This window comes from Microcoleus sp. AT3-D2 (assembly GCF_036705715.1).
Lineage (GTDB): Bacteria > Cyanobacteriota > Cyanobacteriia > Cyanobacteriales > Microcoleaceae > Microcoleus.
The window spans coordinates 1-25646 of the sequence record NZ_JAUBVE010000091.1; the positions used below are offsets into that span (position 1 = coordinate 1).

The following is a 25646-nucleotide window of genomic DNA, read 5'->3' on the forward strand; positions in this document are numbered from 1 at the left end:
GTAGACAATACTCCCGCAACGATCGGCCCGGTATCCACCGCCAATCCGCAAGACGCCCAAGCCTATTATTTTCGAGGGCTTTCGCGCTTAGATGAAGGAGATGCTTGGGAGGCGATCGCCGATTTCAACAGAGCACTCGCTTTCAAGCCCAAATATACCCCTGAATTGTATTTTAATATCGGTAATGCCCGCACTTTCATCACCGCCGGCTTGCCCCAACTCGGACCCACACGTGGTTCCACTGCTATTCAAGCATACACGCGGGCGATCGAAGCCAATCCCGGTTTTGCCGACGCCTACTACAACCGAGCTTTAGCTTACCTGGACAACCAAGACCAACCGAAAGCAATTGCCGACTTTCAAAAAGCAGCAGAACTTTACAAGCAAGGCGGAAGAACCAGCGCCTATCAAGACGCACTCAACAGAATCAAGCAATTGCAGTAGAATTAGAAGTTAATAATTAAGAATTAAAAATGGGATTACTCATTTTTAATTCTTAATGTAGTTCATAAAAACAGCAGGTAAATAACCATGACTGCTATCACCTTAAACCTCAACTCCATTATCAAACTAACTTCAGAACAGTTTTATCAACTGTGCGAAGAAAACCCAGACTTGAAACTCGAACGCAACGCCAACGGAGAATTAATTGTCATGCCGCCAACCGGAGGAGAAACAGGGAAACGCAATGTCAAATTGACTACACAATTGGATCTGTGGAACGAACAAACCGAACTCGGCGAAGTGTTTGATTCCTCCACAGGGTTTACTCTTCCCAACAAAGCAGATCGCTCTCCCGATGCTTCTTGGGTAGAAAAATCCCGCTGGTCAGCTTTGACACCCGAACAAAGAGAAAAATTCATCCCGCTTTGTCCCGATTTTGTCATTGAATTACTCTCGCCCAGCGACAGCCTAAAAAAGACTCAGGAAAAAATGCAAGAATATATGGAAAATGGCTGCCATTTGGGTTGGCTGATTAACCGGAAAAAACGGGAGGTTGAAATTTATCGCCCCGGTCAAGATGTGGAAGTTTTACAATCTCCTCTCACCCTTTCTGGAGAAAATGTTTTGCCGGGATTTGTTCTCAATTTGCAAAAAATTTGGAATTAGCAGAATTTAATTTTGACTTATATCATCTTCGGTAAAATAACCGTTATAAGCTGGTAGTGAGGAATGGAAGTCTCAGCGAGTTGGATCGGGACTCTGGGTTCTCACTACGAACCAATTTTGTTATTATCGCTCGACGGGACATCATATAACCGGGAAATTTGATAAAATTATAAGTACCCATAAAATTAACGCGCTAGAATTATGGTTCAAACGATTCAAGCTAAAAATGTCACATTAGAAGAATTAAAAACACTTTTTGACCTTCAACTTGTCACAGACGACCAATTTTTCCGAGAATGGCAAGATGAGTTACCAGAAATTACCGACTTTCAAAAACGACAACTAGATCAGATTAAAGCGGGTTACTTCAACTTGTTAGAGTATCCGCCGATGCTGGAAAAAACCATTAGTTTGTCGATCGTCTCTCCGCTGTTATTTGCAGGCGAGTTTTATCTGCATCCTTTCTACATTAAACCAGAAAAATCCGTCGAAATTTCCGAAGAAGATGAAGGCGTTATCATCAAAGGCAGCCTTGATACTTTAGTTTTAAAAGAGCAGTTATGGCTGATGGTAATAGAATCGAAACGAGTTTCATTTTCGATCGAAGCGGGATTGGCGCAAATCTTAGCTTATATGCTGGCAAATCCCAACCCGGACAAACCTAGTTACGGCATGATTGCTACAGGCGGCAGTTTCATCTTTGTTAAATTAGTGAAAGGAGAATCACCTCGATATAGCACATCTGATTTATTTGGAATTAGCAATCGCACCAATAATTTACATGATGTACTCTGCATCCTCAAACGCTTGAGTCAAATAGCAGCTAGCAATTAGTCCTTAGTCATAAGTCATTAGTTATTGGTTATTGGAACCAACAAATAACCAATAACTAAGAACAAGTAACCAATAAAAATTACCACGGCGAACCGATCATAGTAAAAGCAGCCCAATAATAAGGATGCGACAAATTTCGATCGCCCCGGGCGGTCAACTCCGACGGCAAAGGCAGAGCTTGATTGTTGCCCGATCGCACCAAATAACCATCTTGCAACCGCACTTCTCCCCGCAACATCGCCAACTGCGCTTGCCGCAAAGCCTCAGCCTTAATCGGCGCTGTACGCAACTGCTGGTAAAACTCAGTCATCAGCCCCAAAGTACCGACATCGCTGACATACCACAAACTCGCCAAAGCCGATTTTACCCCCGCGTGCACCGCCAACCCCGCAAACCCCAACTCAGCTTGTTCGTCTCCCACCGCCGTAGTACACGCACTCAAAACCAACAACTCCACCTGCGGGTTAGATAACTTCAACTGATCCAACTGATTCAACTGCAACTTAGTATCCCAAAACTGAATGTAAGAATTTTGGGTGCCCCCAGGCTGAAAATCGCCGTGAGTAGCTAAATGAATAATTTTGTATTGCGGTTGATTGCGCTTGTCCTTCAAATTTGCCAAAGTAAAAGCTTCATTGAGAAAAGACGAACCAGGCCAAATCTTGCCCACAATTGTCGATAATTCCAGCGGCACCGCAGGCAAAGGATTTTGATCGTATTTGGCAGGAAAATTCGACGCACCCATCGCCAAAACTTCAGAACCCTTAACACCGGCATAGCGAGTATCAGTTAAACTCAAACTCGGAATCAGCCCCAAACTGTACTTTTCTACCAAAAACTGCTTGCCGTCGTAAAGAGCAGCCAAAGGCAAAGTTCGCAAACCGGCATCCATCGAAAACACCAAGGTGTCAATCTTGTTAGCATCCAATTCCGGTTGCAGCGGTGCAATTAACCACTGGTAAAGTTCCTCGGCAGGTTCCTGATAATCAGTAGTATTCAATCTCCTGGGAGTTCTGATAGCATTAGTGAATTCTTTAGCAACTTGCAGCACTGCCTGGCGACTTGCAGGCACGCTTTTAAAAACATTTTTGCCGTCTGGCAATAACAGCACAAGTTCTAAATGTTGCTCTTTCGCCCACACGTAAACGATCGCGGGTTTAACCCCCGTCAAGCGATTGACGCTGCTGAGAGTATCTCGAATACTTTGCTGCGTGACTGACTTTTGACCGAGATTGCCGCCCAAGTAACGTTCAAATTCCTGGCCCTGAACTCTATCTCTTTGCTGCACTGCGTCGATCGGATTTATTTGCGCGATCGAACTTGATCGAGAAATCTCAGGAACCCTCACATTCCCCATACTTTCTGCTGTCACCGCACTCGCCGGCTTCTGTGGAGTTGTTGCCACGCTGGCGTTTTCTGTCGCCGCAGGCGTACCCAAATTGTCTTTTAACACCGACGGCGACAGCAGTACCGGGCCGCTGGAAGTCTCGTTCTGCCGCGCCTCAACAGAGGTAGCAGCAGGTTCTGGCAAGACATTTGCGTTACTGCTCTTTGGCACCGACGCTGCAGGGCCGAGACTCACCTGAGTCACAATTTGTTGAGAATTGTCTGTCGTTTGCAGTTCCACGCTGGTAGTTGGTGCCGGACTCGGCACGATCGCCAGCGGCCCGATCGCAGTTGAGGAGGTGGCAGTGTTCGACTTCGAGTTTCCCGTCCCAACAGCCGCCGCGGTGCAGGTTCCGGAGGGGCAAGTGCTTTGCAACAGAGTCTGTGAACCCGATTGAGCCAGGCCGTCTGTAGAAATGCTGACCTCGGCGCGCTCAGCAGCAGTTCCTGTTCCCGGAGTCCTAAACGCTCCCCCAGCCTCGATTGCCACATCGCCGCCCGTATTGCCACGAGCTTTGATCGAAACAACTTCAACATCTTTCTGCCCGATAATTTGGCTCGAACCGGCACTTCCCGATTGCGAACTCGAGTTGATCACCCCTGTAACGATTCGGCCCGGCGCCGCAATCGAAATATCTCCCCCGCTTCTGACACCAAAAGCATCGATGTTGCCGGTTTCTACCGCACCGGCGCTGCGAATATTGATAGGGCCCGCCACCCCGGAAGTTGAGCGAGATGAAACCGTACCAGCAGTCAACTTGCCTTGACTGCTAGTGATGTTAATCCCCGCAGTCGAGGTAACGTCTCCGACGGCTACAGTACCGCCCATCAGAGAGATCGTGGCGTTATCCGTGCCGACGATCGCACCCGTCCCCACGATCGCGCCTGTGCCATTGGGCGATCGAATCGTCGCCGGATCTTGAAATGTCACCGCCACTGGCGTTGAATTTGGCGTTCCAGAAGGAATCGAAATCAGACCGCTACCGTCAGCGCGCCCGATCGCGATCGAAGCAAACCCATTCCGAAAAGTGTTCAATTCCGCAGCAGTCAAGTTCAGAGCTTCTGTATCGCCAGAACCTTGAATTATAATATTTTGACTCGGATCAGCCGGTTGCAGCACCAGATTGCCGTTGCTGGTGATCGAATTTTTGTCACCCATCAAGTCAATTTTGTTGCCCGTCAGGGTAATATCTCCCCCTGTTTGGGCGCCACCAGCTTCGATCGCCCCTGCAGTGACTCCATTGCGCCCCGTCAGCGTCACCTTCCCCGCCCGATCGCTCCTTGTGTCGATCGCCCCGGCAGTCACCGTGCCCTGTGCGGTAACACTAACATCTCCCGCCGAATTGCCTATATCTTCGGAAGAATTGACAGAAGTGTTGATGGTGCGGGCAGTTCCAGTAAGTAGCTGACCGGTTGTGACATTGCCTGCGGTGCTGACGATGCGAATTTCCTGATTGTTGGTAGTGATATTTCCGGTACGGATATTGCCGTCAGCTTTGAGAGTAATTGAGGCATTGTCTGCCGCTGTCAAAGAATTTGTAGTAGTGATTGTTCCCAAACCCGCTGGCGATTGAATAATTAGCGGATCGTAAAATGTGAAATCGTTGGCAATCAGAATTGAACCGATACCGTTGCTGCGGCCGATCGTAATTCCAGCAAATCCATTTTGCAAACTTCCGAGCTCGTTTGCCGTCAGATTCAAATAAATATTAGTGCCGACATCTCCAGAACCGCCGATCGCAATATTTTGACCGGGACTCCAAGGTTGCAGTACCAAAAAGCCACTACCGCTGACTGAATTTTTGTCGCCTTTGAAATTAATTTCATCACCAGTCAAAGTAATGTTTCCCGAACCCCCTGCGATCGAACTCACTCCCAGAACATTCCGAGCCGTCACAGTCACATTTCCCGTCGCTTCCCGGCCGCTGGCATCAAGTTTTTGGGCCATTACGTTCAGGCCATCGAGCAAAATATTCCCGCTGCTGCCGGTGCTGGGATTGGATGAAGAAATATTGTTGGCAACAGTCGAACCCGGACTAATCAAACTAATATTTCCGCCGTTACTCGACAAATTGCCCGCAGTAATTTGACTTCCCGAAATGGCGATCGCACCGCCAGCCGTGCTAATTGTATCTCCAGAATTCATCGAAAAAACACCCGCACCATTGCGATCGGCATCTGCTCTCAATGTTACCGAACCAGTAGTTGCTTGAAAGCTCAACTGATTGTCCGCTAAATCAGCAATTGTAATATCATTGAGCGCTTCGACAACCACATTTGCAGTCGCCGACATACTTTCCAAAGCTCTAGCCGAAATAGTCAGCGAAGGCTCAGAATTGTTTTCCTGTCCTGGTAGCGTTCCTGTTGCCAAAATATTATTGTTGGCAATTATTTCCGCATCGCCCGCACCTTCTGGGGAATCCGTAATTAAAATATTTTCTGGATCTAACAGCAAAGTTCCCAAACCGTTTGTCCCAGAGGTATCAACAGTACCGTTAAAAATCAATCTTTGCTTGCCCGACACTTCCACAAAACCCCCAACACCTGCGGTTGCCGTTGCAGAAACGCCATTTGCGCTGATGCTGCCCAAAAATGCTGTTGTGTTGTCAGCCCAGACAACAACACTGCCACCGTTGCCTGATTCAGTTGCGTTGGCGGCGATCGAACTTTTGCCATCCACGTAAGTCATCCTGGCATTCGGCACAGTTCCCTCGCCTCGATAATCTCCCCCGATCCGCACCGTTCCGCCACCGTCGGGCCCCGAAGCCTCAATCTTCGCTCCCAATAGCCCTACCTTGTCGCCCAACACGTTGACGCTTCCTCCGACGCCCCCCCTGGCAGACACGTCTGCAGCACCCGCTACCAGCGCAGTTCCCGCACCTGCAGGCACTGTTTGGCCGCCTGTGAGCACGACTTCACCTTGAGCGTTCGTAGTTATACCCGTAGCGTTAGCCACGCCGGGGCCCGAAAGCAGCCGAGGTAAACTCAGCCCAGAGAAGGGGAGAGCTTCCGAACCCGACACTCCGGCTGCTGGAGAAACTTCTAAACTCAGCAAAAGTCCGTTTTGACTAAACCGCACCAGATTTTCACCAGGGACAGCCGCCACAGTAATTTGACCGCCCGGGGCTGAAAGTTGCCCTGTACTGATCACCGTACCGCCCAGCAAAGTCAAATTTTGCCCGGTTCCGACAGCCAAGTTACCGGCATTGACAATACTCCCCGGCTGTGTACCAAAAACAAAAGCATTCGGCGTTCCGACTAGGGCTGCGTAGTCGTTCGCCCCTGTACCGTTGAACCAACGGTCGTCAAAACCGATACCGCTAGCGGTGGTAGCCAAAAAAGACCCGGACACATCGAGCCGGGCATTTGTTCCAAAAATAATGCCTGCGGGATTCATCAGCAACAAATTAGAATTGCCGCCACTAACTTGAATTAGACCGTTAATTAAGGAAGCGTCCCCACCGACAACGCGGCCGAGGATATTTTTAACGCTTGGGTTGGAGATGAAATTGGCAGTTTCGCCAGCATTCAGACCGAACCGAGTAAAACTGTGGAACAAATTTGCTCCGTCTCTGGAGGTAGTGCCGCCTTTAATGTCGTAGCGAGGGGGCGACCCTGGACCTGGGGCGGTGACAGCGGTTCCGGTGCCGTCTGGGGCTGGAGTAATAGATTGTGCTGCAGCAATTTGAGATTGGGGATAAATTGCCACGAGTACCCATCCGCTGCTGTTTTCTTTGAGGAAAACCAGGTTGGGTAAAAAATCTACTATCAAAAATCCAGCAAGGGGAATTGCTGCCAGAATCGACCGCACAGCACGTTGAGCATTCATAAGTTTGCCTCGGTCTAGACCTTGATTCGAGTTTAAAATTGAGATTTTAGGTAAAAAAGAGTCGATCGCACCCCAATGCTGACACTTCCTAACGCGAACTCTCGATCGCCAATCTTAAAATTTAAGTCTAAATTTGATTGTGTCACCAACATAGCAAAGACTGACAGTAAGTGTCGAAACACAGGAAGTTTAAACAGAGAAAATTATGAGCGATCGAATTGTGCGTCTGATTGGTTTAACTGGGGGCATCGCCACCGGTAAAACCGCTATATCTAATTATCTGGCAGATGCCTGTGGATTTCCGATTTTAGATGCCGATATTTACGCCCGCGAAGCTGTGAACCCCGGTTCGCCAATACTTGACTCTATTGTAAAACGATACGGCGCGGGTATTTTGCTCCCGGACGGCAATTTAAATCGGCCCGAGTTGGGAAGTATTATTTTTTGTAACGCAGACGAGCGGCAGTGGTTGGAACAACAGATTCACCCTTACGTGCGCCGCCGATTAGTTGAGGAAACTCAAAGCTGGATTGCTGCATCGAGTTTGGTATCCCAAGGCACACAGGATTTAGGTACAAAGACTCAAGAAACCGGCTTTTTTCACCATCATCAAAAGCTAGAACCGAGTATTGTTGAAAAAAAAACTGGTTTCTGTGCCAAGGCTGACACGGTGACTTTGGTTTTGGTAGTGCCGCTGCTGTTTGAAGCTAACATGACTGACTTGTGTACCGAAATTTGGGTGGTGTACTGTTCACCCGAAGTGCAGTTAGAACGACTAATGCAGCGAGACGGCTTGAGTTACGATCGAGCTAATGCCCGCATTAACGCCCAGTTGCCACTAGCTCAAAAGTGTCAACAAGCTGACGTTATTTTGGACAACTCGTCAACGCTCGACTCGCTATTCCTGCAGGTAGATGTGCAAGTCAGTCGCTTTGAGATTTGATACTTGAGATTGACTCGGCGATATCAGTTTTAAAACCTGGTTTTTTTACTTTCTGCGCGGCAGTTCGATTTGAGAGTTGAGATTTGAGATTGACTCCACGATTTTGTGAACAGGCTTTTTTTCCCCAACCGCTTTCGACTCCTCCTTCGGAGTGGCGCGTAAGCGCTCTTGTCACAAAGCAAGATCGGGAAATATCCGAAAAGATCAGAAAAAATAAAAGGTTCACAATTTATTTAAAAATACAATAGCAACCATTTATGGAGTTAATGTGAAAAATTAGGCATTGCCCACTTTAAGGAATCTCATTCACCAAGATATTTATATGTAACGTGGTGATGGCGCGCTTGGGTACTCTCCTGTTGTGTCTTTAATCCCCGGGTTGCCGCTTCAACTCAATAAATTATCAAGTTAATCATAAAAGTAGTAAAACTTTACAATTGGCGGTTTTTGTTTCTTTCTTGGAAGACTGTTTCAAAAGGATTCCAGGGGTCATACCATTTTAGATTTTAGATTTTAGATTTTAGATTTGGGAAGGATTTATAACTACCAGGGTTGCGAATACGGGCATAGAAGAGTAGCATTATTTTTTTGAACATGGTCTTGAATTCTGCTGGTTGCCCGCCAGTAGCAGATAACTAGAAATTACCCGCGAACAAGCGAGCTAGATGATGGATTTCACCCGCTTTTAACCAAAACTCAAAAAAATTGCAGGTGCCGTCACTTACTAATTGATGACTTCGCCACAATTATTATTTTTTTTATCCTGATAGCAGAGTACAGACTGCGTATCAAGAAGGGGAAAATACAAACACCAAAATTTATGATGCGCGTTTACTCTTCCATCCTGATGTCAAGCCTGTTACTGAGTGCTGGCGCAGTTAATGCTCAAAGCTTAGAAACTCGATCGACCTTTTTTGCTCAAGACAACTCTGCTCCCGAAATTTTAACCGCCATAGCCGACTCTCAGACCTTTTACGATAAAGAGCGAGATAATAGGCCACCAGGACGAGGCGAGGGGAGATAAAGCCGAAAAAAGCGATAATTGCAGGGAATTAGGTGGAGAATGGGAGAATTAAAAATTGGGATAACAATAGAAAAATTGAAAATTTTGAGCCATTAATTGGGGAGTGACGTACTGCGTAGCAAAAAACCGATTTTTCAGCGGTATTTGACGAGTCAAGGCATAATTGTTCGCTATTCCGGTTTTTTGACCAAGCGTCCTCAAGATATCAGACAACACAAAGGGCGCGAAATGTTGCACTCAAAAAATAAAGAAAGGTAAAGCGCGAGTAGGAATCTGGCGCTTTACCTTTATTTTTTTAATTTTTGCAGCTTTAATCTTCTTCAGCAGCTTCGCCACCAACAACGACATCGCGAATCCGCAAACTCGGGCCGCCGCAGCCGACGGGCAAACCGCTTTGTCCTGCCTTGCCACAGCCGCCGGATTCATCCCAGTAGAAATCGTCGCCGATCGCCTCAATATCAGCTAAAGTGCTGAAAACATTACCCGAAAGAGTAACATCCCGCACCGGATTGTCTAGTTTTCCGTCACGGATCATCCAAGCTTCGCCGGCACTGAAAGTAAACATTTCGCCGTTAGTCATGCCGCCTTGCCAATTGCGCGCATAAACTCCTTCTTTGATACCAGAAAATAAGTCAGCAACTGGCGTGTCACCCCGTTCGATCCAAGTATTCGTCATGCGGACGATCGGCGGATAATGATAATTCAAACAGCGAGCATTGCCAGTAGGCGTTTCTCCCAATTTGCCCGCAGTTTCCCGCGAGTGCAGCCGCCCGACTAAAGCCCCGTCTTTAATTAACTGAGTAGTAGTCGCGGGAGTGCCTTCGTCGTCGTAGAAATAGCTGCCCCGGTGTCCCTCTGGCGATGCACCGTCGAAAATTTGCAAGTTTTCTGGGCCGAACTGGCGGCCGAGGGTCATAATTTCCAAAATGTCGGGATTTTCGTAGGCCATGTCGGCTTCGGAAAGGTGTCCGAAGGCTTCGTGGACGAATAATCCGGTCAAAATAGGGTCGATGACGACGGTGTAGGTGTTGCCTTGGACGGGGGGTAAGGCTAGGGAATCTACGGCTCTCTGGGCGGCGCTGCGAACTTGAACATCGAGATCGGTTAAGTCTTCGTAAGCTTTGCGCGAACCGGTGGTTTCGCGGCCGGTTTGTACGGTTTCCCCGCTGCGGGCTGTGGCGGCAAAGCGCATTTCCATGTCTGCCCAACCTTGTTCGAGCATGGTGCCTTCGGAGGTGGCGAGGATGATCCGCTGGGTGCTGTCGCCGTAGCGCACGGAGATTGTGGCGATGCGGGGGTCAATGCTGCGGAGGATGGCCGCGTAGCGATCGCACAATTGCTTTTTGTCAATTAGGGGAACCAGACGGGGGTCTGTTCCTGTCAGCGGCAGCAAGCAAATGTCTTGTATTGGGGTGACAGGCGCCAAGATCGTTTCTTCTTCGCCGATCAGTTTTGCCGCGGCAATGGCTTCTTCGATTCTTTCGGCGAGGGTGGAAAGTCGGTTAAAACTGGCAAAGCCCCAGCCACCTTTGTGACAAGCTCGGACTTGGCCGCCAATTGAGACTCCTTCGCTGAGGGTTTCAATTTTTTCGCCCCGCAGCAGGATGTCGGTGCCTTCGGCTTCTTCGAGTCGAATTGCCAGATAATCTACTTGGTTGCGATAGCGTGCCATTAAGTCTGACAGCAGATTTTTCGAGTCGGCGATCGAGGTGGGCATAAGGAAAGCGCGGTGTTTAACTTACTTCATTTTGCACTGTTGTCAGGGCGATCGTGCAAAATATCGCCCCAAGCGCGGAGATTGCGACTTATTGGTACGGTTCTGCCAATATCGTTAGTTAACAAATGTGGATATCCTGTGAGTTAGGAGGAAGGCGCAAGAAATTATGCGGGATTTTTCGATCGTGCAGGTGCTTGACTCCTAACTCCTGAACTTTCCTATACATAAATACTTCACCCTTCATGCCTCCGAAGGTGGGTTTATAACTGTGAATACTTACTTTTTACCGACAATAAGCGAAATTTTAGCCTCCGAAGGCCAAGAAAATGACCTAAGTCTCTTTGATGCTAAGTTGGCGGGAGAAAACAACCGCCATCGGTGTCCTGTAAGCCGTGGGGCTTCTCGGCTGAAAGCTGAACAGGAATGGTATGGGGCGATCGCAGCTTTGAATCAAATGCTCGATCGGCAAAAAGCAGGACAAAAAACAGATGCCGATCGAGCAAATTGTCGATCGACAATCCCCAATGCCTGTCAGGGATTGGTGTTGTCGGGCCCGTCTTCGGTTTTGACTGACCCCGCTTTGGCTCACGGCTTTGCCAATTGGATTTTTACCAGTATTCCCGACAACGATGCAGCTTTGTGGTCTTTTCGGGCTAGACAAACTTTAGCTTTAATGCCGGCGGCTGATGTGCAAACATCAGCGCCTGCAGCGGCCCCGGCTTTGGCTTTGGCAAGTGGTGATCCCTTAGCCAACGAGCAGTTTTGTTTGGTTTTAACTGCTAGTTTTAGTTTGGTGATGGTTTTGGGTGAAAATTCTGCGGGAATTCCGGCTTTTCTATTTTCTTTCGATCCGCAAGTAGTCGCCAAAGCTTGGGAGGTTTTGCGGCGCAGGGTGACTGAAAGCGAATGTTTGCTTGCCAATTCTGACGGTAGCTTCAATTTACCAGTTAGCCAATTAACTAATAATTCTACTAAATTAGACGCGCTGTTCCAGCAGTTTTTGCCTGTGGAGCCAAATTATAAAACAGTGATGCAGTTCAGCCGCTTGCTGTTGCATAATTTGCCTGTTGGGAAAGATGAAGCAGGCAGGATAAAGGATGAAAGAATTGATGATTGTTTGAACCCGAGGCATAAAAAGTTATCGGCTACAGATATCAACTGCAAATCTCCAATTCCTCTGGCTACTAAAGAGGTGGAATTGCTACAGGCGATCGCCCACGAAGTCCGCACTCCTTTGGCTACCATTCGCACGCTGACTCGGCTGCTGCTGAAACGTCCCAAACTCGATCCGGTGGTGGTCAAGCGTTTGGAAACGATTGATGCTGAGTGTACCGCTCAGATCGATCGCTTCGGTTTAATTTTCCGCGCCGTGGAATTGGAAATGTCGCAAGCTAAAAATTCTGGCGTGCAGCTAACAGCAATGTCCCTCGGTGAAGTGCTGCAAAATAGCATTCCCCGCTGGCAAAAACAGGCCGCTGTGCGAAACCACACTTTGGAAGTTATTGTGCCGAAAAAGTTGCCGGCGGTAGTCAGCGATCCGACGATGCTGGATCAGGTTTTAACTAATTTGATTGAGAATTTTACTCGAACTTTGCCTTCCGGGAGTCGCATTCAGGTGGAGGTGACATTGGCGGGCAATCAGTTAAAGTTGCAGTTGGAATCGGAACACCTACCTGAAGATAATGGCGCATCGACTTTTGCAGCTAAGGCGAATGGTCCTTTGCGATCGATCGGGCCTTTGTTGATGGTGCAGCCGGAGACGGGAAGTTTGAGTTTAAACTTGAGCGTGACTAAGAATTTATTTCGGGCTGCTGGCGGGAAGTTGGTAATTCGCCAGCGGCCGCAAAAGGGTGAGGTGATGACGGTATTTTTGCCGCTGCAATAGTGATTAATTATTGGCAAAATCTGTAGGGGCGGGTTTAACCAACCATCTATGTCAGAAACGAACAATATAATAAACCCGCCCCAGCCCAACGACAAATCAGAATTGATATTTTTTGAAGGGGATCTAACCTCATGTTAATCTGGGTTATTGGTTGGGTGGGGGCAGGTTTTTATAGATTGTTTGTGAGCCTCAAATATTGTTGGTAAAACCCGCCCCAACAGCACGATCGCATTAATCAATTAAAATCTCAATGACAAACTCCGTTCCGTCTCCAGGTGTAGAAAAACAACTCAGCTTTCCGCCGTGTTTTTCTTCTACAATTTGACGTGCGATCGCCAGTCCTAACCCAGTTCCTTTTCCCACATCTTTAGTGGTAAATAGATGGTCGAAGATACGATTTTTCACCTCTTCTGACATTCCGTTTCCGTTATCGGCGATGGAAACTTTTACCTTTTCACTTTCTACTTTTGTCCGAATAGTGATGTGATTTGGATGGGCTTGAATTTGGGCAAAACTCCGTCCTTGATTCGATTCTTCTAAGGCATCGATCGCATTTGCTAACAAATTCATAAATACCTGGTTTAATTGTCCCAAATAACATTTGACTTTGGGAATCTTGCCGTACTCTTTAATGATTTGAATTTCAGGATGCTTGTCGTTCGCTTTCAGGCGATGGCGTAAAATCATCAAAGTGCTATTGAGTCCTTCGTGGATATTAGCCTCAACTTTATCTGCCGTATCGGCGCGAGAGAAAGTGCGGAGGGATGTGCTGATGTTTTTGATGCGCTCGCATCCTATTTTCATGGAGCTCAACATTTTGGGTAAATCTTCTACTAGATAATCTAAATCTATTTCCTCGGCTTTCTTAATCAATTCTGCTTCGGATGGAGGAAACTTTTCTTGATAGAGACGCAAATAATCAATTAAGTCTTGGACTCCAGCATGAGCTTCATTAATGTTCCCGGCAATGAAACCAACGGGGTTGTTGATTTCATGGGCAACCCCTGCCACTAGATTACCTAATGCTGACATCTTTTCACTTTGGATCATTTGCATCTGAGTTTGCTGAAGTTCATTCAAAGTCTGGTGCACTTGGTGATAGAGGCGGGCATTTTCCAGAGCGATCGCCGCTTGACTAGAGAGAAAATTCAGCACTAGGAGGCGATCGCGACTAAACACCCCACTGGTTATCCGATTTTCTAGATACAAAATGCCGACCAAATTCCCCTGATTTAGAATTGGCAAACCCAGCAAACTCTCTGGTTGGTGGTACTCTAAATAATTGTCAATCACAGGCAGATCAGTTTTGGCGTGATCAATGACAACTGCTGCTAGGGTGTTTTTAACATACTGGATTAATTTAACAGGAACGGTGGGATTATTCTCTAGGGGTTCTGTTTGCAGGCTAATGTTTTCCCACGTAGCGATCGCCCGCACTTGCCATTGTTGATCTTGGCAGAGCATCAGTGCACAGCGATCGGCTCCTGAGTTTTGTAGCATGGTTTGGGTAACAATTTGCAGCAACTCATCCAGGTCGATCGTGCTGGAGATGACTTGGGAGATTTGCAGCAGGGTCGTAAAATCTAGAGCATGGTTGATCGAGGTGCTTGAGGTAGTGGGGTGGGTGCTCGAATGAATTGAGCAGGTGGGATTGGTGAGGGTGGATAGGGTTTCTAAAATAGTGAGGGGTTGGCCGGACTGTTGTAAGATGGGGCGCAGCAGATCGGGATAACGTTTTTCTAGGTCATCGGTTTTGGCTTTGGCTCCCCAGCGGGCGTAACAATAGTAGGCTTCCTGCATATAGCCAGCAGCGACTTTTTCTTTGCCCCAGTCGAGGTAGAATTTAGCTGCGAGTTCGTGGGCGAGGGCTTCTTCGTTGAGGAATTGGTTTTCTTTAGCGAGGAAGATTGCGCGATCGTACAACTCAGCAGCCTGCCATTTTTGTTCAGCAACACGAGCCATCTCGGCCTCTAAAAGCATAAATTTGGACAGACAGTTTTCAGGACAGTTGTCTGCCCAAACTTGAAGTTGTTCCCGATTCTTCTGAACAACTTCTTGATAATCTTTTGGTTGTTTTTCCGGTGCTACCCCATAAAGTTGCAATACACTCAAAGACTGATAAAAACAATGCAGTACACGTTGAAATTGTCCATAAAGTGTATTAGAAAACTCTGCCGCCGCTACTAACATTTCATAAGCTTTAGCATACTCACCATAGGTGAAGAACAAAAAGGCTTTAGCGAAATAGTATGTACTACTGCCATAGCCATAGCCAATTTCATTGAATGTTGCTAGCGCCGACTCTTCATCAAATGTTTCAGAACTCAGGCTATACTTCCCTATCGTTAGCCCCTGCAAATTCTCTAGGATCTTGCACTGAAGAATTAGGGCAAATGCTGTCGTAATCTCCGTCCGTTCAGCAAAGCTGATGTACTTTTCATGTCTAGCCAGCAAACTGTGAATATCGCTGGATACGATCGCCTGCTGCCAGAAACTGAACAGAGCACTGTGATGACACCAAGAAAAATCCCCTACCTCCATTGCCCCCTGATAAGCAGCTTGTTGCAGAACAAGATTGGAACTGACGTGCTTGCGCCAATGGTTGATAAAGTTGCCGAACGACATATAAATTTTGCCATTGAGGGTGGTGTTATTAAATTTTTCATTCACATTTAACCCTAAAAGTCCAAACTCATAGCCCAATTCATAGTCTTGGAAGCGTTGGCAGAGAATTGTTCCATACCAAACATAAACAAAACCCGCCACATTTGTATTCCCGTATTGCAAACAGAGATTGGTCATGTGTAAAACAACCAACACTAACAAATCCTGATTAGTTAGGTAAGTAGGCGGTACCATATTCATTAGCAGTTTGATCAGCATCTGGCGTTCTTCATCGACAATGAGTGGTGCGTCGATTAGTCTTGCAACTGGGCGCTGATTTAAGGTTTTTTTAACTTCCCGATCCATCCCTTCTAACTCGGCTTCATTTGGCATAATTGCCAGTTCTAAGCCTAACAGTTTTAGTCCTTCTATTCCTACCTTAATCGCCTTTTGATACAGGGCCTTATTTTGATAATGAGTTAGCTGAATAGCAATAATTTTAGCTCGGTCAAGAATATATTTAGCAGAGCCAAATGCGATGTCTGTTAACTTTTCAGCTTCCTCAAAATTTCCTGCTAAAAATTCAGCTTCAAGGCTTTCTAAATACATCGTAAATGTTAAATTATAGGCAGATTCCCAGTTATTGCTGGGTAGGAAACTTAAACCGAAAGCGAGATATCTTGTCGCCGATTCATAAGCCGTTGAGAGTTTGGCTCTCTGCCCTGCAAAGAGGCTAATTTTAGCAAGCCTTGTTCGTTCTTCTTGCTGCGTTATTAGCTCCGAGCCAATGATAAAATGATTAATAATATCGAACACTTCTTCTCCTCTTTCAAGTTCTGAAAAATTCGGAAGAAGTAACTGTCCAATTTTGAGATGAGTTGCTTGCTTTTGGTCATCAGGAATTAATGAATAAGCAGCTTGCTGAACCCGATCGTGTAGAAATTTGTAGTGAGGTAATTGAGCTGCTGTCGTTGGCAAGGCGGGGCTGGTTGTCCGCTCTTCTTTTCCGAGATAAAACTTGTAAATTTCACTGGTTGGTAAGATGAATCCTTCTTGCAATGATTTCCATAAATCGGAAGCAGTTTCTTCCGGCGACTTCTCGCTGACTACCGCCAATGTATTCAAATCAAACTGCGCTCCAATGCACGCAGCCAACTTCAGCACATCCTGAGTTTCTGGCGGCAACTTCTGCAATTGCACCGCCATAAACTCCACTACATCATCGGTGATAGTTAGGGCTTTGACTTTGGCGATATCGCACTGCCACCCCCCTGTTACCCCCCTCTCTCTCCCCTGGGAAAGGGGGGTGGGGTCAAACACAATCAGCCCATCTTCCTGTAACGCCCTGAGAAATTGCGTGGCAAAAAATGGATTGCCTTTGGTTTTTTGATAAACTAACTCGGTTAATGGCTGAGCAAGAAGGATCTCGCACGAGAGCGTATCTGCTATCAAATCGTTAATATCGACTTGACTCAGAGGTTCCAAGGTAATAGTATTTACCGTTACTTGGGATTTTTCCATCTCTGCTACTGCCAACATAAATGGATGAGCCGGAGATACTTCGTTATCTCGATATGCCCCAATTACCAGCAAATTCTGAGTATCTTTTTCACTCATCAACACTTGCAAAAGCTTCAGGGATGCTGAATCTGACCATTGCAAATCATCTAAAAAAATCACTAAGGGATGTTCTTTTGTAGCAAAAACCGAGATAAATTTTTGAAATAGTAAATTGAAACGATTTTCGGCGGCACTTCCCGAAAGTTCAGAGACAGGCTGTTGTTTACCAATAATTCGTTCTAATTCAGGAATTACTTCTACAATAACTTGACCATTTTCGCCAAGAGCCTTGATAATTTTCCTTTGCCATCGTTTGAGCTGAGCGTCGCTTTCTGAGAGTAATTGATCCATTAAATCTCGGAAGGCTTGCACAAAAGCACTAAAGGGAATGTTACGTTGAAATTGGTCGTATTTGCCTTTGATAAAATAACCGCGTTGGCGAACAATGGGTTTGTGAATTTCGTTGACTACAGCGGTTTTCCCAATACCGGAAAATCCGGCAACTAGCATCATTTCGCTGCGGGATAAATTCGAGTCACGCCACTCCTCATTAATCAAAAGGAGGTCTTCTTTTCCCTCGTTTCTATCGGTTATAGGCTCTTTTGGGGAAGGAGAATTAGAGGGGTTTGCTACTCGATCGAATGCTGCTAATAATGCAGCGACTTCGGTTGCTCTGCCGTAGAGTTTTTCGGGTATGATAAAGCGATCGCAAAAATCTCGCCGCCCAATGGCAAAACTCTCAATTTTACCTGTCTCATTGAGTTGTTGCAAACAAGTTTTTAAATCGGCTTTCAGCCCTAATGCACTCTGATACCGAGCTTCGGCATTTTTTGCCATCAATTTGCTAACAATTTCCGAGAGAACAAGGGGAATTTCGGGATTAATTTCACGTACATATGGTGGGTGCTGGGCAATATGACAGTGGATCAATTCCATCGGGTCGCTGGATTGAAATGGCAATTTTCCTGTCAGCAATTCGTAAAAAGTTACACCTAACGAATAAAAATCTGTGCGGTAGTCAAGGCCGCGATTCATCCTTCCTGTTTGTTCGGGAGATAAGTAGCTTAGTGTTCCTTCGATCACGTTAGGACTCATCAGCATTTGAGTTTCTCGTGGCAGCAAAGATGCAATACTAAAGTCAATGAGTTTGACTTGTTTAGTCTCAGGATTTATTAAAATATTGGCGGGTTTAATGTCTTTGTGAATTATGCGGTGGCGATAAAGTATATCTAATGTGTTGCTTAGGTCGATCGCAATTTGGAAAAAATCAACCAGAGATTGCACGGCTTTTCCTTTCCCCGTCCATTCCTTCAGAGAAATTCCCCCGAAGTCTTCCACAATCAACCCATAGCCGTTCCGGTAGGCTTCCAAGCTGTAGGTTTGGATGATTCCGGGCAAATTTAGGTTTTTGGCGATCGTGTATTGATTGCGAAAATGCAAGAGTTCGCTGAAGCTGGGATACTCGTTCCGCAAGACTTTGATGGCTACAGGTTTTCGATCCGAGAGGCGAGTTCCGCGATAAACTAGGGTGCGAGTGCCTGAATAAATTCGAGCGAGAATTTGATAGCCAGTTAATTCTATCATAGCAAAATTTATTTTTTTAAAATATTTTGTCTTACTATTATAATCTAGTGCAAATCTAATTTTGCCTTAGTATAAATGCTTAAAAATACAACAAATGTCGCAGCCCGCGAACAGCTAACCGTTAACGGTTAACCGGATTCGGTTAACCGTTAACAGTTAACCGAATTCATTTAACGGAATTGATTCTGGCTTTCAAGGCATCTCGCGCTTGTTCTCGATCGTCAAAATGGACTTTTTCGGTGCCCAAAATCTGATAATCTTCGTGTCCCTTTCCTGCAATCAGCACGCCATCTCCCGGTTTAGCGTCCATAATAGCAGTGCGAATTGCAGCGGCTCGATCGCACATCACGATCGGCTTTACTGCGGCGGGAATTCCTGCTAAAACATCCTCCAAAATGCGATCGGGATTTTCAGTGCGCGGATTGTCGGAAGTAACAACCGCTAAATCAGCTAATTGTGCAACGATTTTACCCATGATCGGCCGCTTAGTGCGATCGCGATCGCCACCGCAGCCAAACACGCAAATCATCTGACCCGGAATAAACGGCCGCGACGCCTTCAACAAGTTCTCCAAACTGTCTGGAGTGTGCGCGTAATCGACAATAACGCTAATATCTTGTTCCGGGCTAATTTGCACCCGTTCCATCCGTCCCGGTACTCCCGAAAACTGAGATAATTTCTCCACAATTGCGGACAAATCTAAACCCAATTCTAAAACAGCACCGACAGCAGCCAACATATTTGATAAATTGAACTGACCGACTAAAGGCAAAGAAAAAGCAATTTCTCCCTTCGGTGTGTGCAGCATTCCCTTAACTCCATTGGGCTGATACTCCAAATCAAAAGCATACAAATCTGCGGTTTTCAGAACAGTGCTGTAACTCCAAACTAGGTCGGACTTTAAACTTTCAACTATCCGCTGCCCGTAGGGGTCGTCAATATTAATTACAGCGCGCTTTTTGAGGTAATCCGAACCAAATAAAAGCGATTTTGCCTCAAAATAATCCTCCATATCGCGGTGATAATCGAGATGGTCTTGAGTCAAATTTGTAAAAACAGCAACTTCAAAACTACACCCTAAAACTCGCTGCTGCGCTAAAGCGTGGGAACTGACTTCCATCACCCCATGTTTGCATCCGGCTGCTACAGCTTCTGCTAATTGCTTTTGCAGGTCAACCGCAAAAGGTGTGGTGTAAAGTGCAGTTTTTTGGAAGCCCGGCCAGCGAGTATAAAGCGTACCGAAAATTGCCGTCGGCAACTGCATTTCATTGAGCAGAAATTCGATTAAATGAGTTGTGGTAGTTTTGCCGTTAGTCCCGGTAACGCCGACAAGTTTTAATTTGCTAGCTGGATTGCCATAAAAAGCAGTTGCTATTTGACCGCAAACTTGAGCCATATCGGCTGCTGCGATGACGCAGGGAACCTCTTCTAGCCCCCCCTTAGCAAGGGGGGGTTGGGGGGGTGTCTTCTCGGCTGCTTGGGTGGAAATTATGGCGGCAAGTGCACCAGATTCGATCGCACTTTGCCAAAAATCTCCCCCATCTACCCGAGTTCCCGGCATTCCCAAAAATAAATCGCCCGCCTGACAAGCGTGGGAATTAGTGGATAAACCCTTGACTTCGGCATCAAGGGCGGGACGTTGGGGGTCAAAGGAAATGCTGGGAACTGCTGCTAATAATTCTCTCAATTTCATCTGAAAAACTCCTCACTTGGATGTCTTGAATATCACTTGCGGAACACATTGTTTGAGTCACTATCTACAGGCTTTTGCTGTTCACGATGCAAACTCTAGGGGTTTTTCTGTGCGCGGTGCACACCCTACAGGCCTAAAAAAAGGTGCGCCTAGTGCACCCGCAGGTCAGGATTAAAACCTGAGTTTTTGGGTAAATCGTATTATTGTGACGGATCGAGTTGCAAATATTTCTGTAACATTTGCTCCAATTGGGCGACACTACAGCGGGGAGAAGGACGGGGTAACAGTTCTTCAGCAGAGAATACAGCCTCGCCAACAGAATTTTTGGGCTGGGGCTGCACTTTAAACAAAACTGGAACTTCGTACTGATAAGCTTGAAACCAGTCATCGCGTTCGGTAATATCTCTGACTTCGAGTTGAAACTGGAGGCTTTCAATCTGTTCCAGTTTTTCTTGCAACCCTTCGCACAAGTGGCAGCCGGGTTTGCTGTACAAAATCAATCGCATCATAACAGTAAGATTAAACTCGATCTTAAATTCTCAAACCTGCGATCGCCTGTTGGCGAACCCAACGCGAGTAAGACGCAACTCACGGCTTTATTGGTCGCAATGCGCGATCGAAGTTATCTTAGCATTGGCAGCGAACAGATTACCGCGCTTGACAATCAAAACACTACAACCCCATCCCTCTTTTTCTTCTCTTCCTCTGTGCCCTCTGCGCCTCTGCGGTAAAAAAATAAATCTAGTTCACCAATGAAAGAGTTAAATTTATTCACATAACCTAATTGTAAACTCCACCTTGACTAATAAATCAATCTTTAGTATAGTATATAAATAGCCCTACATAAAGGAGGCAGTATGGACTGCACCGAATACGCAGAAGCCAAGCGAAAAGCAGCTAAAAAAATTAGCGCCGACATTCGAGAACGCTGGAACAATCGCATCGTGACGCGAGGATTGCACTTGATGGGAGAAGCGGGGGCAGTGCAGTATTTGGCTGATTACGGGCGGGGAATTGGAACGGCAAAAGTTATTGGTTTTGCACTGTGCGCGGAGTCGGAAGGATACCCGGAAATGGCGATCGGCTTTTGGAAAAGAGCGTTTGAATTGGAAACCGGAGAAAAGCCGATCGCCCTCAATACTCCAAACAAATCTAGCACCAATCTTGCTGCTGCAAAATCAACTTCCGCTGCCAACATAGAGACTGTTAATAACCCCGTAGTTCCCGAATTACCACCGCACTTACAGCCGGGAAGGATTGTCACCATGCAGCCGGTTGACGCGCCGAGTGAACGTTCTTATTACATCGAAAATCCCGATTATTGGGGACAGCCAAAACGCGACGGCAATCGAGTAGTGGTCATTGCCACGCCAGATAAAGTATACTACCAATCGCGATCGACTAACCTGCGGCAACAAGCATCGGTTGAGATCGATCGCACATTAATCGACACAGCCGCTAAAATTGGCACCTTTGTTTTAGACGGCGAACTGTATTACAAAAGCTGTACAGGCAGCGAACACCGTACCGGGGCGCAAGCTGCTACAGTTAATATTGAAAGCGGTTTTCCGACTACTCAGCCCAGCGCAATTTATGCCATTTTTAAAAGTTTGTTTTTCAAAGGCAATGATTTAACTCCCGTGGCAGAATCCGAACGAATTGCAGTGGGAGTTGAAGTTGGCGAAATGCTGGCGAATTTATCCCCAGCCTTTGAAGTTGTACCGACATTTCGCACCACCGCCGAAAAGCTATTCCTGGCAAATCAGCAGGAATCCGAAAATAAAGAAGGCGAAGTTTGGGTGTTGCACAACTGTCACTATGTCGGGGGAAAAGATGTTAAGAAATATCCGATGGTGAGAACTAAATACTGTCAAGAACACGATTTGTTTATTGTGGGTTTGACGGCGACCAAAGTTGCGGGGCGGCCGTTTAGCGCCGTTAAAGTAGCGCAAGAAATTGAGGGCAAATTAGTCCCAGTAGGAACTGTGGGAACCGGGTTTAGCGCGGAGGAAATGCAGGAAATTGCCCGACTCTACGAGGCTAACCCCAAAAGTGTCAAAATTAAAGTGCGATCGCAGGGTTTGACGGAAAGTGGCAAATTATGGCACGCACGATTTCTGGAGTTTTGTTAAATTTGTAGGGAAACGGCACTGCCGTTTTCTTCCCCAAATATGCGAGTTCCAACACATAGTATCAGATAAAATTAGCCGAGTAAAAATCAATGGTTATCAGCAAAAACAATTTCTACATTTCTCCAGAAGAGTACCTAGAAGGCGAGCGAGTAAGCCCGATCAAACACGAATACAGACGCGGACACGTTTATGCAATGACAGGGGCAAAAAAGCCTCATATTGTTATTGGTAGTAATTTAGTTAGGCTGCTGGGAAATCATCTTCTGAATACACCCTGCTTAGTTTTATCATCAGATATAAAAGTCCGACTGGAAGAGGCAAATTGCTATTACTATCCTGATGTAGCGGTGACTTGCGACGAAAGAGATACCTCAAATACTGAAGATTTCATTTTATATCCATCTTTAGTAGTTGAGGTATTGTCGCCCTCAACAGCAGCTTTCGACAGAGGCGATAAATTTGCCGATTACCAAACTTCTCCGAGTTTGCAAGAATACGTACTCATGACTCAATCTGAGATTAAAATTGAGTGCTTTCGGCTGAATGAGTCAGGAAATTGGGTTTCTCAGACTTACCGACAAGGAGATAGAGTAGAATTTGTTAGTGCGAATTTTAGTTGTGCAATTAGCGAAATTTATCAAAAAGTCCCCGGCATCATATTGTGATGTATGAAAAACAACTTTCTTTGGTTCGTAGTCAGGAATGCAAGTCCTTCTTCTGAGGACTTCCGTCCTCACTACGAACCAAAACGATAGCTAACCAATAGAAAAAACAATGATTAAAATCTTACACCTTTCAGACATTCACATGGGCAGCGGCTTTTCCCACGGCCGGATTAATCCAGAAACAGGTTTAAATACGCGGCTGGAAGACTTCGCGGCGACGCTGAGCAAATGTATGGATAGAGCAATTTCTGAACCCGTAGATTTAGTCATATTCGGCGGCGATGCTTTCCCTGATTCGACGCCTCCACCGTTTGTTAAAGAGGCTTTTGCCCGACAATTCAGCCGCTTGGTGGACGCCCAAATTCCGACTGTTTTGCTAGTAGGAAATCACGACCAACATTCTCAGGGACAAGGCGGCGCGAGTTTGGGAATTTATCGGACTTTGGGAATACCTAAGTTTATTGTAGGCGATCGCCTGGACACTCACCTGATTCAAACCCGCAGCGGGCCAGTACAGGTGGTTACTTTGCCTTGGTTGACTCGATCGACCTTAATGACACGTTCCGAGACTGAAAGCCTGTCTATGGGCGATGTTAACCAATTATTAACCGAAAAACTGACGATCGCAATGGAAGGCGAAATTCGCCGCCTCAACCCCGACATACCAACCGTACTTTTAGCGCACTTAATGGCAGATAAAGCAAGTCTGGGCGCCGAACGTTTTTTAGCAGTTGGAAAAGGCTTTAACATTCCCGTTTCCATGCTAACTCGCCCTTGTTTTGATTACGTTGCTCTCGGCCACGTTCACAAACACCAAAATCTCAATGCTTCCAACAATCCGCCCGTAATTTATCCCGGAAGTATCGAACGAGTTGATTTTAGCGAAGAGAAAGAAGATAAAGGTTTTGTGTTAGTTAATTTGGAACGGGGGAAAGCTGAGTGGGAATTTTGCACTTTGCCAGTGCGGGTGTTTCAGACGATTAAAGTGAATGTTTCCGAATCGGAAAACCCGCAAGCCGAGTTAGTTAAAGCTATTGGCAAGAAAGAGATACAAGATGCGGTTGTGAGATTAATTTACCAATTGCGATCGGAACAATTAGATTTAATCGACAACGCTGAATTGCACACACTTCTGGGCGAAGCGCACAGCTACACAATCCAGCCGGAATTAGTCAGTCAGCTAGCAAGGCCGCGGTTGCCAGAATTGAATGCTAATAATAGTATAGAACCGTTAGAAGCTTTGAAAACTTATTTAGCAAGTCGCGAAGATTTGAAAGATGTTGCTGAGAGTATGTTAGAGGCGGCGCAGGGTTTGCTGGGCGGCGCGGAGGAAGTTTTGGTGGAATTTTAGGTATTATCTGTCACCTTCTCTGGTGGCTATCCAGTTTAACAATTGTAAGGGGAGCAAACATGACATCTAAAAAAACTAAAAAATCGACTAACCGCAATAAAGCTAAAGTTAAACAAGATGGAATCCAACTAAAAATCTGGCAGCCAGAAATTATTGCGGTACTACCGATCGCAAAAAACCCGCCCAGTCTTTCTGTTCCAGTGCAGCTTGCTGTTACCGTTACCAATAATACACAAACTTCTATTCCCTTCATACATTCTGGCAGACTAATCCCAGAAATCATCGGGCCAGATGGTCAAACACTTAACCGAAAAGAACCGATAAATAGGCAAGTTCAAAGGGAGGAATATGAGGGTTCGTTAGTTGGAGTCGGAGAGGAGATATGCATCTCTCTGGAAGCCACACTCTCTTGGCAAGATAACTTACTTCTACTCAGAGTACCTACTAACCCTATGTACTGGCATCTATCTCTTAATCCCGATAACTCTTGGTCTTTTGAGGGTCTTGAGCTAGGGACATATCAGCTTCGATTTATTTATGACAATCCTACAGGCAATGTTTTATGCTTCGATTGCCAAATTCGACAAGGAACCTTAAAAAGAGAAAGAATTAAAATAGAAGGAATTAAAACAAGTCAGTTGGCAACTCCTTTTGTTAATCTTCGCATACTTCAAGCTGTTGATCTTAATAACAGTGTGGTTAAAGTTAATGGAATCAGCTTTGAAGCTTTGATGCCACAACGAGAGTTGGTTGTGCCGGACAAACCATCTGAGGGTCATAGGCTATTAGATTTAGGAATTCGCATTACTAACAATACCACAACTCCCCTTCACTTCAGTTTCTATGACGCAATTACTCCAGAATTGATGATGCCTAATGGTGAAATTATGCGGAAGAGTAACTACGCATCAGATTGGTTGATAGGATATGAAGAGTCAGATTTTCCCTTAGCTATGCCAGGAGAGGATGTTATCTTCTCTCCTGGGGCTTCTATATATTGGATAGAAGATAATCATTGGGAATTGATGATCGGGGTCGGAAATGGTGGCTTTTGGCAGTTTAGCCCACTTCAATTAGGAAATTATCAGATTCGACTTGAGTATAGCAATGATGCAGCCCAAGTCAAAGTTTATGGAAAAGATCGAAACAAAAAGCTCATAGATAACATTTGGACTGGCAAAGTATTCACCTCCTTTATAGAATTTAGCCTAGTAGATAAGTTCAAAGAGAGATAGCCTTTACTCTTATAAACTCAGGGCTATTTCGTTCTAGACAGTAGGCAGGGTTTAGGTTTAGAGTTTAGAAGTCGGATTCACCCTAACTTATGAT

15 protein-coding genes are annotated in these 25646 nt (G+C 46.0%); 10 read left to right on the plus strand and 5 right to left on the minus strand.

What is annotated here, in order from left to right; all coding sequences use genetic code 11:
• From QUB44_RS26850 to QUB44_RS26860, 3 genes are all read left to right on the plus strand, one after another.
• Positions 1-444: tetratricopeptide repeat protein (locus QUB44_RS26850; RefSeq protein ID WP_333372306.1), on the plus strand; the 444-nt coding region annotated here is incomplete at its 5' end.
• An 87-nt stretch (positions 445-531) separates the two neighbouring features.
• Complete coding sequence (locus tag QUB44_RS26855; RefSeq protein ID WP_333372308.1) at positions 532-1110, plus strand: Uma2 family endonuclease; 579 nt, start codon at positions 532-534, stop codon at positions 1108-1110.
• A 201-nt stretch (positions 1111-1311) separates the two neighbouring features.
• On the plus strand, positions 1312-1944 hold the full coding sequence (locus QUB44_RS26860; RefSeq protein ID WP_333372310.1) for a restriction endonuclease subunit R: 633 nt from the start codon (positions 1312-1314) through the stop codon (positions 1942-1944).
• A 79-nt stretch (positions 1945-2023) separates the two neighbouring features.
• On the opposite strand, the gene QUB44_RS26865 is transcribed toward QUB44_RS26860, so the two are convergent.
• Positions 2024-7159 (minus strand): CHAT domain-containing protein, encoded by a 5136-nt coding sequence (locus QUB44_RS26865; protein WP_333372311.1) that lies wholly within the window; start codon positions 7157-7159, stop codon positions 2024-2026.
• Between the two features lie 205 nt (positions 7160-7364).
• On the opposite strand from QUB44_RS26865, the gene coaE reads away from it, so the two are divergent.
• Both coaE and patX read left to right on the plus strand, forming a co-directional pair.
• On the plus strand, positions 7365-8102 hold the full coding sequence (coaE, locus tag QUB44_RS26870) for a dephospho-CoA kinase (protein WP_333372313.1): 738 nt from the start codon (positions 7365-7367) through the stop codon (positions 8100-8102).
• Positions 8103-8922: 820 nt separating this feature from the next.
• Entirely contained in the window at positions 8923-9126 is a 204-nt protein-coding gene (gene patX / locus QUB44_RS26875) for a heterocyst-inhibiting protein PatX (protein WP_333372315.1), read from the plus strand.
• 310 nt (positions 9127-9436) lie between these two features.
• Here patX and QUB44_RS26880 read toward each other — a convergent pair whose 3' ends face one another.
• Complete coding sequence (locus tag QUB44_RS26880; RefSeq protein ID WP_333372317.1) at positions 9437-10843, minus strand: TldD/PmbA family protein; 1407 nt, start codon at positions 10841-10843, stop codon at positions 9437-9439.
• A 268-nt stretch (positions 10844-11111) separates the two neighbouring features.
• On the opposite strand from QUB44_RS26880, the gene QUB44_RS26885 reads away from it, so the two are divergent.
• Positions 11112-12728, plus strand: a complete 1617-nt coding sequence (locus QUB44_RS26885; RefSeq protein ID WP_333372319.1) for a HAMP domain-containing sensor histidine kinase — start codon at positions 11112-11114, stop codon at positions 12726-12728.
• 231 nt (positions 12729-12959) lie between these two features.
• Here QUB44_RS26885 and QUB44_RS26890 read toward each other — a convergent pair whose 3' ends face one another.
• The 3 genes from QUB44_RS26890 to QUB44_RS26900 all read right to left on the minus strand — a co-directional run bounded on the left by QUB44_RS26890 (position 12960) and on the right by QUB44_RS26900 (position 20675).
• Positions 12960-18476, minus strand: a complete 5517-nt coding sequence (locus QUB44_RS26890; RefSeq protein ID WP_333372321.1) for an AAA family ATPase — start codon at positions 18474-18476, stop codon at positions 12960-12962.
• Between the two features lie 166 nt (positions 18477-18642).
• On the minus strand, positions 18643-20169 hold the full coding sequence (locus QUB44_RS26895; RefSeq protein ID WP_333372323.1) for a UDP-N-acetylmuramoyl-L-alanyl-D-glutamate--2,6-diaminopimelate ligase: 1527 nt from the start codon (positions 20167-20169) through the stop codon (positions 18643-18645).
• A 200-nt stretch (positions 20170-20369) separates the two neighbouring features.
• Positions 20370-20675 (minus strand): glutaredoxin family protein, encoded by a 306-nt coding sequence (locus QUB44_RS26900; protein ID WP_333372333.1) that lies wholly within the window; start codon positions 20673-20675, stop codon positions 20370-20372.
• Between the two features lie 351 nt (positions 20676-21026).
• Here QUB44_RS26900 and QUB44_RS26905 point away from each other — a divergent pair, with 351 nt between their 5' ends.
• From QUB44_RS26905 to QUB44_RS26920, 4 genes are all read left to right on the plus strand, one after another.
• Complete coding sequence (locus QUB44_RS26905; protein WP_333372325.1) at positions 21027-22301, plus strand: ATP-dependent DNA ligase; 1275 nt, start codon at positions 21027-21029, stop codon at positions 22299-22301.
• Between the two features lie 89 nt (positions 22302-22390).
• Positions 22391-22966, plus strand: coding sequence for a Uma2 family endonuclease (locus QUB44_RS26910; RefSeq protein ID WP_333372327.1), 576 nt, complete (start codon positions 22391-22393; stop codon positions 22964-22966).
• A gap of 109 nt (positions 22967-23075) precedes the next feature.
• A complete protein-coding gene (locus QUB44_RS26915; protein WP_333372329.1) occupies positions 23076-24317 on the plus strand; it encodes an exonuclease SbcCD subunit D in 1242 nt (413 codons plus the stop codon).
• Positions 24318-24376: 59 nt separating this feature from the next.
• Positions 24377-25552, plus strand: coding sequence for a hypothetical protein (locus QUB44_RS26920; protein WP_333372331.1), 1176 nt, complete (start codon positions 24377-24379; stop codon positions 25550-25552).
• Positions 25553-25646 lie beyond the last annotated feature (94 nt).